General features: G+C 49.5%; 9 protein-coding genes and 1 pseudogene. 5 read left to right on the top strand and 5 right to left on the bottom strand.

Going from position 1 to position 12,362, the window contains the following annotated elements; all coding sequences use genetic code 11:
* Window positions 1-99: 99 nt before the first annotated feature.
* From BWK47_RS11385 to BWK47_RS11375, 3 genes are all read right to left on the bottom strand, one after another.
* Window positions 100-1,695: a glucose-6-phosphate isomerase gene (locus tag BWK47_RS11385; protein WP_162328725.1), complete on the bottom strand. Its 1,596-nt coding sequence runs from the start codon at window positions 1,693-1,695 to the stop codon at window positions 100-102.
* A gap of 305 nt (window positions 1,696-2,000) precedes the next feature.
* Window positions 2,001-2,750: a serine O-acetyltransferase gene (gene cysE, locus BWK47_RS11380; protein ID WP_010872790.1), complete on the bottom strand. Its 750-nt coding sequence runs from the start codon at window positions 2,748-2,750 to the stop codon at window positions 2,001-2,003.
* Window positions 2,751-2,823: 73 nt separating this feature from the next.
* Window positions 2,824-3,681: a carbonic anhydrase gene (locus BWK47_RS11375; RefSeq protein ID WP_237269622.1), complete on the bottom strand. Its 858-nt coding sequence runs from the start codon at window positions 3,679-3,681 to the stop codon at window positions 2,824-2,826.
* A 137-nt stretch (window positions 3,682-3,818) separates the two neighbouring features.
* On the opposite strand from BWK47_RS11375, the pseudogene BWK47_RS11370 reads away from it, so the two are divergent.
* The 3 genes and pseudogenes from BWK47_RS11370 (at window position 3,819) to BWK47_RS11360 (ending at window position 7,066) form a co-directional block, all read left to right on the top strand.
* Window positions 3,819-5,361 (top strand): annotated as a pseudogene (locus BWK47_RS11370) (bifunctional pantoate--beta-alanine ligase/(d)CMP kinase).
* A gap of 83 nt (window positions 5,362-5,444) precedes the next feature.
* Window positions 5,445-6,008, top strand: a complete 564-nt coding sequence (locus tag BWK47_RS11365; RefSeq protein ID WP_237269621.1) for a Uma2 family endonuclease — start codon at window positions 5,445-5,447, stop codon at window positions 6,006-6,008.
* 167 nt (window positions 6,009-6,175) lie between these two features.
* Window positions 6,176-7,066: a tetratricopeptide repeat protein gene (locus BWK47_RS11360; RefSeq protein WP_162328722.1), complete on the top strand. Its 891-nt coding sequence runs from the start codon at window positions 6,176-6,178 to the stop codon at window positions 7,064-7,066.
* Between the two features lie 89 nt (window positions 7,067-7,155).
* Here BWK47_RS11360 and BWK47_RS11355 read toward each other — a convergent pair whose 3' ends face one another.
* Window positions 7,156-8,007, bottom strand: a complete 852-nt coding sequence (locus BWK47_RS11355) for an ABC transporter permease (protein WP_162328721.1) — start codon at window positions 8,005-8,007, stop codon at window positions 7,156-7,158.
* A gap of 66 nt (window positions 8,008-8,073) precedes the next feature.
* On the opposite strand from BWK47_RS11355, the gene BWK47_RS11350 reads away from it, so the two are divergent.
* The gene (locus BWK47_RS11350; RefSeq protein WP_162328720.1) at window positions 8,074-8,853 is read left to right on the top strand and encodes a photosystem II S4 domain protein; all 780 of its coding nucleotides are present in this window, start codon (window positions 8,074-8,076) and stop codon (window positions 8,851-8,853) included.
* Window positions 8,854-8,976: 123 nt separating this feature from the next.
* Entirely contained in the window at window positions 8,977-11,793 is a 2,817-nt protein-coding gene (locus tag BWK47_RS11345; RefSeq protein ID WP_162328719.1) for an A-adding tRNA nucleotidyltransferase, read from the top strand.
* A 58-nt stretch (window positions 11,794-11,851) separates the two neighbouring features.
* Here the strand turns inward: BWK47_RS11345 and BWK47_RS11340 are convergent, their stop codons facing one another.
* Window positions 11,852-12,340, bottom strand: coding sequence for a hypothetical protein (locus BWK47_RS11340; protein WP_237269620.1), 489 nt, complete (start codon window positions 12,338-12,340; stop codon window positions 11,852-11,854).
* Window positions 12,341-12,362 lie beyond the last annotated feature (22 nt).

Genomic DNA, 12,362 nt, shown 5'->3' with positions numbered 1-12,362 from the left:
TTCTTTTTATAACACGTTGCCATTGACCAGGAACCGAATTGCTTCTGAATTCAGCCGCGATTACCTGGTCCACTATTAACAATTGAGGATTAATCTGTCTTAACTCCGCCACTGGATTTGCAGCCGTTGGGGAAATTGGCGATCGCCCTGGAGGGTCACGCCCCGGTCATTGGCGGCTAAATGGCGGACTATTTTATACACCGTTTCCACCTGTTCTGGGGCTTGCACTTTGGTGGCCAACGCTTCTAGGGCAATGGGCCCGGATTCATTTTGTAGGGTAGAGAGAATCGCCTTCTGGAGTTCCAAAATCGAGGCGGCGGCCTTTTTCCCCGCTTCTACCCCCGGTTGATGGTAGGCGTTGACGTTCACCAAGGAACCATAAAAACTCACTGCTCTTTCATATAGGGCAATCAAAGCCCCAACGCTGGTAGCGTCCACCTGGGGAATGGTGACAGTGATGGAGTCCCGTTGATTTTCAAATAGCGCTTGCCTGGTGCCCTGCAAAAATCCCGATAAATAATCCCCACTGGTGACCCCCGGCTCCAACTCTAGGGATGGCCCTTGGCGATCGTGCAATACCTCAATGAAAGTGGCAAAAAAGTTGGGCACCCCATCCCGCAACTGCTGGACGTAGGCATGTTGATCCGTAGAACCCTTATTGCCATAGACTGCAATGCCCTGGTGGACCACATTGCCATCCAAATCCCGCTCTTTACCGAGGGATTCCATAACCAACTGTTGCAAATAGCGACTAAATAACAACAGCCGATCTTTATAGGGGAGAATCACCATGTCTTTTTTCCCTTGGCCATCCCCGGCGTAATACCAAGCTAACGCCAATAGAGCCGCTGGATTTTGTCTCAATTCCCTCACCCTAGTGGCTTCATCCATTGTTTTAGCCCCGTCGAGCATGGCCTGAATGTCAATGCCTTGGAGAGCGGCCGGCAATAGTCCCACCGCCGATAACTCAGAGGTTCTACCCCCCACCCAATCCTGCATGGGAAAAGCTTGTAACCATTGTTCCGTCTGGGCCTGCTGGGAAAGTTTACTGCCGGGCATGGTCACCGCCACCGCATAATCGGCAAAATGCAGGCCCTGGGCTTCAAATACTGCCTTCGTTTCCGCCAGACCATTGCGGGGTTCGGGGGTGCCGCCGGATTTACTGGTGGTGATTACTAAGGTACTTTTTAGTTTGTCTTGGGCTTTTAAGCAGTTCAGCACCCGGTCAATGCCGTCGGGGTCAGAGTTATCGATGAAGTGAATCGCCAAGGGAGGGAAATCGGGGGCCAAGGCCTGGGCCACAAATTGGGGGCCTAGAGCCGAACCACCAATGCCGATCGCCAATAGATCAGTAAATTTAGCGGCAGTGGGGGGTTTAATTGTCCCTTGATGAACATCGGCGGCAAAGGCCTTAATTTGCTGTAGGGGTTCGGTGATTTCAGCCCGGATGGCATCGTTGGGGGCCAGGGCCGGGTTGCGTAGCCAGTAATGCCCCACCATCCTTTGTTCGTCTGGGTTGGCGATCGCCCCTTTTTCCAGCGCCACCATATCTTGAAAAGCTTTGGCAAACTTGGGTTGCAAATCTTCTACCAAAGCATCACTAAATCCCATACGGCTCACATCCAGGTAAAAATCGAGGCCACCATGGTAATAAAGCCAATCTTGATAACGTTGCCAAAGTTGTTGGTTATTCATCGAAAAAATGGGTCTGAAACCCCGCCCTTGAGGACGGCCTTGCGTTCACATCTTAAGACAATTAGAAAGATTTTATTAAACAGGAAAAAACATCCGGCCAAAAATTGAGGACAAAAAAAGGCGATCGCCAAGGCTTTTCCCGCAACACCAACCCCAGAAAATTCCTTCGAAGCAAAATTGGGCAAGTTTGGCGGCAGTGTGTGGTTAACCACCAAAGTTCTGTCCAAAATTCCTAAGTGAACCAACAAATAGTCACCTCCTATGCCCCTCCACATCCCATCCCAGTTATGGCTACCGGGAGAATATCAGAGGGTGCCCCCCAAAAATTCTTCAATTTCGCGATCGCCAAGGCGACAGAGCACCGGTTCCCGGTCAGTTTCAGAGCAGGAGCGATAATCCGATTCCCAGGCCTGTTCCGATTGTTGCTGTTGTAAGGTGGCCACCTGTTGCTCTAGTAATTCAATTCTTTCTAATAATAGGCGAATTACTTTGCCCTCCGAATCTGGTAACTTACCATGTTCCAAAGGATTAACCCTTTCCCCGGAAGGATGCACCATGCGCCCTGGCACCCCCACCACCGTAAAATCTGCTGGCACGTCCCGTAACACCACTGACCCCGCCCCAATGCGGACATTATCACCGATGGCAATGTTACCCAATACCTTAGCACCAGCTCCCACCACCACATTTTCCCCCAGGGTCGGGTGACGCTTGCCACTTTCTTTTCCTGTGCCCCCCAGAGTTACCCCTTGGTAAATCAAAGAATAGTCCCCCACGATCGCCGTTTCACCGATCACTACCCCCATGCCATGGTCAATGAACACGCCCTGGCCAATCTGGGCCCCTGGATGGATTTCAATGCCGGTGAAAAAGCGGGCAAGGTGGGACATTAGGCGAGGAAAGAAAGGTAGCCCGAGAGTGTAAAGACGATGAGAAAATCTATGTATTAGTAAAGCTTGCAAGCCAGGATAACAAAACAGCACCTCTAACCAATTGCGGGCAGCGGGATCTCGCTCAAAAATAATCCTAAAGTCAGCAATTAGTGAATTCAGCACCCGGTCAATTCCTACCTAAAATTGGCATTGTTTGCGTTTATCCGACAAAGGTTGCAATGGGGTTTAACCCAGTCTAACGGGAGCCTCGATAAATGCGCTCCGCCTGTTCCCTGGGCAAATGGCCAAAACCAGGTAAAGGAGACAGTTGAGGAGCTGGGGATTCTGTTGCTTTCTCACGACCAGGACGTTCCTTGCCGGGAACCTTAAACGCATCGTAGGAAATCAGGGGTGAGTTGGGATGGAGAGCGTACTCATCCTCCGGCTCCAGGGCATTGATGCGACTTTGGGGGGCGACAAAATCATGGAGTACACCGTCGTAGGCCAGTACTTCACCCTCTTCAATGCGATAAATCCAGCCGTGGAGGGAAAGGTCTCCCCGATGTAACCGGGAATGGATGGCGGGATAGGTCTGGAGGTTTTTGAGTTGGGTGAGAATATTTTCTGCCACAGCAACTTCAATCAAATCTTCCCCTTCCAGATGGCTGTAGTTATCCAACACTAGACGGCGGGTGGCTTCCGTATGTTTGAGCCAATCGTATACCAGAGGAAGTTTTTCCTGGAGAGAGTTGAGTTTGAGCAGACCTTTCATGGCTCCGCAGTGGGAATGGCCACAGACGATGATCTGATTAATTTCCAGCGCCACTAGGGCATATTCCATGGCCGCCCCTTCCCCACCGTTGGCTGCTCCATAGGGGGGAATAATATTGCCAGCGTTGCGAATAACAAACAGGTCGCCCACTTCCGATTGGGTGATTAAATTGGGGTCCACCCGGGAATCGGAACAACAGATGAAGAGAATGCGGGGATGTTGGCCGTGGGAAAGTTGCTCAAAGAGGTCACGGTGGGAAGAGAAATAACCTTCTCGAAATTTTTGTAGTCCCTCGATGAGTCTTTGCATACGATCGCCGTTGATGGAATTCCAGCCTTCCATTGTATCATTGAAGACTTGCGGCGGGGGGTCTAGGGCAGCAGGGCAATTCGTCTGGGATATCGATAAAACTCCGGCCATGGAGCAGGTCTCCATAACCCCCATAGTTTGCACACAATCCAAAGAATAACAAAGAAGTAATGGTGCAGGTTTTTCGCACAATCGCAGGGTTACAAACCTATCTCCGCCAAGCTGGTCGAGGCAAAACCGTGGGCTTAGTTCCCACCATGGGATCTCTCCACGCCGGCCATGGCAGTCTGCTCAAACGGGCGGTGGCGGAAATGGATTTGGTGGTGTTGTCCATTTTTGTTAATCCCCTGCAATTTGGCCCCGGTGAGGATTTAGAAAAATATCCCCGGGACTTGGACGGCGATCGCCAATGGGCAGAATATTTGGGGGTGGCGGTAATTTTTGCCCCGACGGTGACGGATTTGGGCATTGATGCCAAAGGGGATCAAACTACGGTACTGCCTCCTCCAGCCATGACGGAAGCTCTCTGCGGTGCCCATCGTCCCGGCCATTTCCAGGGGGTAGCTACTATCGTTACTAAATTGTTCACCATTGTTTATCCCGATGTGGCTTATTTCGGTGCCAAAGATGCCCAACAATTGGCTATTATTCGTCGCCTAGTGCAGGACTTGAACTTAACTGTGACTATCCGCAGTTGTGCCACAGTGCGCGAGGAATCGGGTTTGGCCATGAGTTCCCGCAATCAATATTTGACCGATCAGGAAAGGGAGCAGGCCACGGTGCTTTACCGCAGCTTGCAAGCCGCCCAGCAGCAATATCGCCAAGGCGATCGCCAAGTTTCTGCTTTATTAACTGCTGCCCAGGACGTTTTGGCCACGGAACCGGCTGTCCAGGTGCAATATCTGCAATTAGTGGAAGCTGACACCCTGCAACCCATCACTGGAACATTACCGGACCAAAATCCTGTTTTAATGGCGATCTCCGCTTATGTAGGGCAAACCCGTTTAATTGATAATCTTGTACTGAATCATCGACTGCCCATTATTGCCATTGATGGCCCCGCTGGAGCGGGAAAATCCACTGTTACCAGACAGGTAGCCGATCGCCTGGGTCTGACCTATTTAGACACTGGAGCCATGTACCGGGCCCTAGCTTGGCTGATTTTAGACCAGGATATGGACCCCCAAGATGAACCCGCCGTAGCGGAACTAACCAGTAGTGCGGAGATTGAACTAATTCCCCGCCCTGCGCCCCAGTTAACTGGAGTTAAGGTTAATGGCCAGGATGTCAGTGATGCCATTCGCACCCCAGCGGTGACCCAGTTGGTTTCCACCATTGCCGCCCAGGGAGCCGTTCGAGCCAAGTTGCTAAAACTGCAAAGGAAGTATGGCGATCGAGGGGGAATTGTGGCGGAAGGTCGGGACATTGGCACCCAAGTTTTTCCCAATGCGGAATTGAAAATTTTCCTCACCGCTTCAGTGCAGGAACGGGCCCGCCGTCGCCTCAAAGATTTTCAAGCCCAAGGTAATCAAGCAGTGGATTTAGCCCAATTGGAAGCGGATATTGCCCACCGAGATCACCTCGATAGCACTAGGGTGATCGCCCCTTTACAAAAGGCAGTGGATGCAGTGGAAATTATTACCGATAACCTCACCATTGCCGAGGTGGTAGAGACTATTATTGATCTCTATAAAAAAATACAATGAGGGGTAATTCTGACCAGTTTTTGAGCACTTGATAAAGGGGTTAGAATGGGTTTCAACGGCGAATAGGTGGAGTGTCGAGGCGAATCTAAAATGCTGAAAGTAGGAAATGCAAACCTAACCCTGAATGAGTTTATAGCCTTACCGGAAGAGAAGCCGCCCCTAGAGTATCGAGATGGGCAAGTTAGTGCCAAACCTATACCAAAAGGAAAACACAGTACTTTACAAACTGCATTGTCATTTGCCATTAACATAGCCTTGAAAAAGGAAAAAATTGCTTGGGCATTCACAGAGTTGCGTTGCAGTTTTGAAAATCGGTCTATTGTTCCTGATATTGCGGTTTTTACTTGGGAAAATATTCCCTGTGATCAAAATGGGGAAATTGCCGACAACTTTTACCTGCCGCCTAATTGGATGATTGAAATATTGTCTCCTGAACAAAGTCAAACAAAAGTAGCAAAGAATATTTTATTTTGCTTGAATAATGGCACTGAAATGGGTTGGTTGATTAATCCGAAAGAGCAATCTATTTTTGTTTACCAACCCGGCCGATCGCCAGAAATTTTCGACGAAATAGAATCAAAGTTACTGATGCTAAGCTTGGCCCAGGTCATTGATTTAACTTTGGGGGAAGTGTTTGGCTGGTTAATTAAGTAATGTGATCTAATCCTGACAAGGGAAATAGATAAATCCGGCGATCGCCCCAGGAGTTTGTACAATTCTGGTATGTGAATTAAACACGGCGGTAAGTCTCTTCAGTTGGCCGCCAGCCTGACGTTTTTTCCCACTGGTGTACGGTTGCCATTTTCCCTGGTCGTGTTCCCATGCCCTCCCACTCATCTCGCACTGCTATTTTTAACCCCCTGGAGTGCCGCCCCGACAGTTACAAAGGCTGGTACCAACAGGGCAATACCCTCTGGCAACAGGGGAAATACAACGATGCCCTCCTCAGTTACGAACGGGCTTTGGAATATTATCCTGGGGATTATTGGGCTTGGTACAAAAGGGGCATTACCCTAGAACATTTGGGGCGTTACAGGGATGCGGCGGAAAGTTATGACAACGCCTGCCAAATCCAACCGGAAAACTACTGGGCTTGGTACGACCAGGGTTGTGTGTACCTCAACGAAGTTGATGATTTTGCCCAGGCTATCCCTTGTTTTCAACGGGCTTTAAATTATTTGCCTAAGGATTATTGGGCCACCTATCGTCTCGGGGAATCCTACCGACTCTCCGGCCAGTACGAAGCGGCGATCGCCAGTTTTCGGCAGACGTTAACCATTCGCCAGGACGATTTTTGGTCTTGGTACCGCCAGGCGGACTGTTTTCGCCGTTGGGGCCATTACGCCGAAGCTTTGCAATGCTATAAAAAATCCCTGGAAATCCGCCCCAATGATTACTGGGCCTGGTTTCGACAGGGGGAACTATGGCAAAAACTCTACCGTTATGGAAGGGCGATCGCCTGCTACCACAGGGCTTTGGATGTGGAAGTGGATGACGACTATAGCTGGTATGAAATTGCCCTTTGCCAAGTACTACAAAAAAATTATCCGGATGCGGTTTATGCCCTGGGGAAAGTGTTGGAATGGTATCCGAGCACCTATCTAGGCTTGATTGAAGGGGAACCAGCTTTTGTTGACCTCCAGCCCCTGCCCAGTTACCAAGCTTTAATCCAGGCGGCTAGGCAAACTGCGATGGAACCGGTTTGCGACTGAGAGCGTGTTTGAAAAGTGCCATAGAATTTGATTACCCATTGGGACTGGTCGCTTTTAGCCGGTCTCCAGTAAATCATCAATGTGCTTATCTAATTACCCATTAGCACAGCACCAGAACCACTGCCCTGGAACATAATCCAAGACATCAGAAAATTACTCACAAAAATTGCTAACAGAGAAGTTACCACTGCGGCGGTGGTGGATTCCCCCACTCCTTTGGCTCCGCCCCTGGTGGTCAAGCCCCAGTTACAACCAATGATGGCAATTAAAACTCCAAACACAATGCCCTTGACGGGGCCGCAGAATATGTCCCAGGGGGTAACAAAGGTCTGTATGGATTCAAAAAATACCTGGTTGGCAATGCCATAAACGTTGCCGGAAATTACCGCCCCCCCCATCATGCCGGTTACTAAAGCCAGCACACTCAAAGTGGGCACCATAATGCAACAGGCCAACAGTCGAGGAATGACTAAATATTCCACCGGGTTAGTGTTGAGCATATAGAGGGCATCAATTTGTTCTGTCACCCGCATGGTACCTATTTCGGCGGCAAAGGCTGACCCAACCCGCCCGGCCACCACCACGGCTGTCATGATTGGGCATAGTTCCCGCCCCAGGGCCAACATTAAAATCCCCCCCACAGCACTGCCTGCTCCAAAAGCTAAAAATTCTCTCGCTACCTGGATGGTGAAAATCATGCCAATGACAGCAGCGGTAATTAGAGTAATGGGGAGGGAAGCGGGGCCAACAAACATCAATTGTTGAGTGGTGTTGCGCCCATCAATTTTGCCGGTAAAAAGCTGAAAGGAAGTGTTGCCGAACAATAAAATTGCTTGTCCCGATCGCCGGAGCCAGGAGCTTAATTCTGCCAAGATAATTGATTGGGTCATCGCCGGGGTTTGAAGAATGGGACGGTAGGGGGGACGAAACCATAGGCGCATTGTAGCTCCTTGACAAACCGGTCACCAAAGTTGCCACAATGATTTGTTAGCTAATGCCGTTGCTCGATGTTACCAAGAGAAGCTTTGTTAAAGGGGGCCCCAGACCGGGAGGCGATCGCCAGGGTAATTGACCAGGCGGAACAAGCCCTGCGTACCTGGGAAGTGGTGGTGACGGATTTTTGTGCGCCGCCCCTGATTGCGGAAATTCAAACCCGTTTTGGTTCCCTCACAGAATTACATTTTTTACCCTGGGGGGGCTATCCCCAAGCGGAACGGCAGAGACTGGCCATTGCTAGGGCAGAAATACCATTAGAAACGGAGCAGATACCCCTCACTGCATTGGATGTGGCGGGTAACTTTCTCTTTGACCCCGCTAGCCATCGGGACTTTTTGGGGGCTTTGTTGGGCACCGGGTTGGTAAGGGAAAAAGTGGGGGATATTATTCTGTTGGGAGAAAGGGGAGCCCAGGCGATCGTGGTGCCGGAGGTAGCGGAATTCATCGGCCTCCATTTAACCCAGGTGCGTACCGTACCCGTTAAAGCTAAGGCGATCGCCCTGGAAGAGTTAAAAATTCGCCCGCCTAAAACTAAGGAAATGACTACGGTAGAAGCTTCCCTGCGCTTAGATGCCATTGCTTCAGCAGGGTTTGGTTTGTCCCGCAGTAAAATGGCCGATGCTGTCACCCAGGGTAATGTGCAGGTCAATTGGAAACCCGTCACCCAGTCGAGCTATGCCCTTAAAGCAGGAGATTTAGTCACCTATCGGGGGAAAGGTAGGCTAGAAATAGGCGAAATTACCGTCACCAAAAAGGAACGTTATCGCATCCAATTAACCCGATATCTTTAACCAGTTTCAAGGCTTGCCGGGATGCTATCTTTTGCCAGTGGAATGTCGAATTAATCCCTCTATACGTTCGAGGCAAAGGGTAATGTTGATATCTAACTTTAATCAAGGTTTGTTAGAAAACCTATGGATTTAATTCTTTGCCATCAAACGGCGGACTTTGATGTGTTAGGGGCGGCGGTGGGGCTAGCCAAACTCCATCCCGGCAGTCGCATTGTCTTGACTGGTGGTTCCCATCCCACAGTGCGGCAATTTTTAGCGCTCCATCGTAACGAATTTCCCCTCATTGAACTGCGGAGCGTCAACCCCGACAAAATTCGTTCCCTCTACATTGTCGATAATCAACAAGGCGATCGCCTGGGCAAAGCAGCGGACTGGTTAACGTTGCCCCATCTGCGACAGGTTGCTATTTATGACCATCATCTCAACAGTCCTAGGGATATCGAAGCGGATATTTTGGAGCTGGAAGCGGTGGGGGCCAGTACAACTTTAATTGTGGAGAAATTACAAAGGACAAATATAAGTCTTTCCATGGTGGAAGCGTCGGTAATGGCCCTGGGTATCCATGTGGACACCGGCAGTTTGACCTTTACCCAAACCACAGTGCGGGATGTAAAAGCCCTAGCTTGGTTAATGGAACAGGGAGCTAATTTACGTTTGATTGCGGAATACGCTGACCCAGGCTTTCCCTCACCTCTGCAATTTTTGTTTGCGGAAGCGATGCAAAATCTCCACAAGGAAATGGTGCGGGGCTATTGGCTCGGTTCAGTGCTCTTAACCACAGAAAATTTTGTTCCGGGGCTGTCCCATTTGACGGAAAGATTATTATCCCTGACGGAATGTGATGCTCTATTACTGGGTCACGTTTACGACAAAGGCAAAGATAAAATTAAAAGCGGTGAAGAGCAAAGAAAAACCGGAGTAATTAATAACCAACGCTTTTCTCTCATTGGCCGCACCCGTATTCCCGATACGGATTTAACCCAATTGTTGGAACCCTATGGCGGTGGGGGCCATGCCCAGGCGGCAGCGGTTAATTTGCGGGATGTTGAGCCAACCACCGTAATGGCAGAAATTTATCAAGCTTTACAAAAACAAATTCCCAAACCCCTATTGGCCAGGGATTTTATGTCTTCTCCGGTGCGGACTATTCGACCCCACACCACCATTGAACAGGCCCAACGGGTTTTGTTTCGCTACGGCCATTCCGGTTTGACGGTGGTGAATCAAGAGGAAAAATTGGTGGGCATTATTTCCCGGCGGGATTTAGATTTAGCTCTGCACCACGGTTTCAGCCACGCCCCAGTGAAAGGTTATATGACCCGCAACGTTAAAACCATTGGCCCCGACACCCCCTTGCCCCGCATTGAAGCGATTATGGTGGCCGATGACGTGGGTCGCCTACCAGTTATGGACCAGGAAAAATTAGTGGGCATTGTGACCCGGACCGATGTGTTACGGCAATTATTGCAGGATAAACAAGAACAATCGGAACGGTTTGGCGCACCGCGCAGCGGATCTTTGCGAGATCGCCCGACCACTCCTAATCAGAATTTTGGCCAGGGTAGCCTACTGCAACTGCTAAAAACCCATTTACCACCGGCCACTTGGCAATTATTAACTACGGCCGCTCAACAGGCCCAGACTAGGGGTTGGCATTTATATCTGGTGGGGGGAGCTGTGCGGGATTTGTGGCTCCGCCATTCCCAGGGGGCAGAAAAACATCAAAATATCACTTTTCAAGACATTGATTTGGTGGTGGATGGCTTCCATGCCACGGCGGATGTGGGGGCGGGGGTTGAGTTAGCCCAAGCTCTGCAGGGGAACTATCCCGGCGCAAGGTTATCGGTCCATGGAGAATTTCAAACGGCGGCGTTGCTCTGGCATAAAGATTCCCAATTAGATTCCCTGTGGGTGGACATTGCCACTGCCCGCACAGAGTTTTACCCCTATCCAGCGGCCAACCCAGAAGTGGAAGCTAGTTCCATTCGCCAGGATCTATACCGGCGGGACTTTACCATTAATGCCCTTTCTATTCGCTTAACCAATCCCAATCCGGGTAAATTATTAGACTTTTTTGGCGGCATGAACGACCTGCAAAGCCAACAGGTGAGGGTACTCCACGCCAATAGTTTCATTGAAGACCCCACCCGCATTTACCGAGCAGTGCGGTTTGTGGTGCGCCTCGGCTTTGAACTGGAACCCCAGACGGAAACCTATATCCGCTATGCGATCGCCAGTGGAGTCTATGAACGTTGGCGGCTAACGGAGCATCCCACTCCGGCCCTAACTACCCGTTTAAAGGCGGAGCTTTCTATTATTCTCAAAGCCCCCTATTGGAAAGGGGCATTGACGTTACTGGCGGATTTAGATGCGCTTAAATGTCTTCATGCAGAGCTAAAGCTAACAGAGCAATTATGGTGGCAAGTACGTTATCTCTCCCGCTGGTTACGCTGGTTTGACCCGGAGCGAAACCTAGAACATTGGTTGCTACGGCTAGGTATTTTATTGGGGGCTTTACCACCCCAGGAAAGGGAAAAAATTGCGGCGGGCTTACAGTTACCCAAGGCCACCATTGACGGATTAACTAACTTAGAAACCATCGAAACGGCGATCGCCAAGGGTTTAAATTCCTCAGCATCTCCAAAGTCCAGCGTCATTTACCAAACGTTGAAAGGTTATGACCGTGCCAATTTATTTTTAGTGGCCGCCAGGGGAGATAAGCTATTGCGAAAGCAAATTTGGCTTTATTTCAGCCAGCTATGCCAAGTGTCGCCATTTTTAACTGGCCACGACCTCAAAGCGCTGGGTTATAAACCGGGGCCCCAATTTAAGCAAATTTTGACTGATTTATTAAACGCTTGTTTAGACGGAGAACTAGGCGATCGCCAACAGGAAGAGGCTTGGCTCAAAACCCATTATCCTTTACCAAACAAAGTTTAGTTTTAAACAATTTTTCAGTCCTATTTGAACTACCCGGAGTGCCTTGATTGGCAATCTACTATGAGTTTAAATGAGCCTGGCGCCAGTTCTCAGCTAAAGTTTGCATTGCCAACATTTCGGTTAGCTCAATGCGTTTTAAGTTGGCCAAAATAAGACCCATCCGTCCAGTGTGTTGTAATTTTTCTTGATGCCGTGCAAGAAAATCCCAATAGAAATAATTAAAAGGACAGGCATCCTTGCCAGTTCTAGCTTTATGGTTGTAGGAGCATTGTTGGCAATAATCACTCATTTTATTAATGTAGTTAGCAGAAGAAGCATAGGGTTTTGATGCTAATATTCCTCCATCTGCAAACTGCCCCATTCCTAACACATTGGTTTGCATTACCCAGTCGTAGGCATCGATAAAAGCGGCATGGAACCAGTCTTGGAGTTTTTGAGGATTAACGCCAACAATTAAGGCAAAGTTGCTGAGAACCATTAATCGTTGAATATGGTGAGCATAACCTGTTTCTTCGACTTGGTTTAAGACAGTGGCTAAACAATTCATTTTGGTTTGGCTGGATTGCCAA

Source organism: Synechocystis sp. CACIAM 05, assembly GCF_010222815.1.
In the GTDB taxonomy this organism is placed as follows: Bacteria; Cyanobacteriota; Cyanobacteriia; order Cyanobacteriales; family Microcystaceae; genus Synechocystis.
This window is presented reverse-complemented; position numbering and strand designations above follow the sequence as displayed.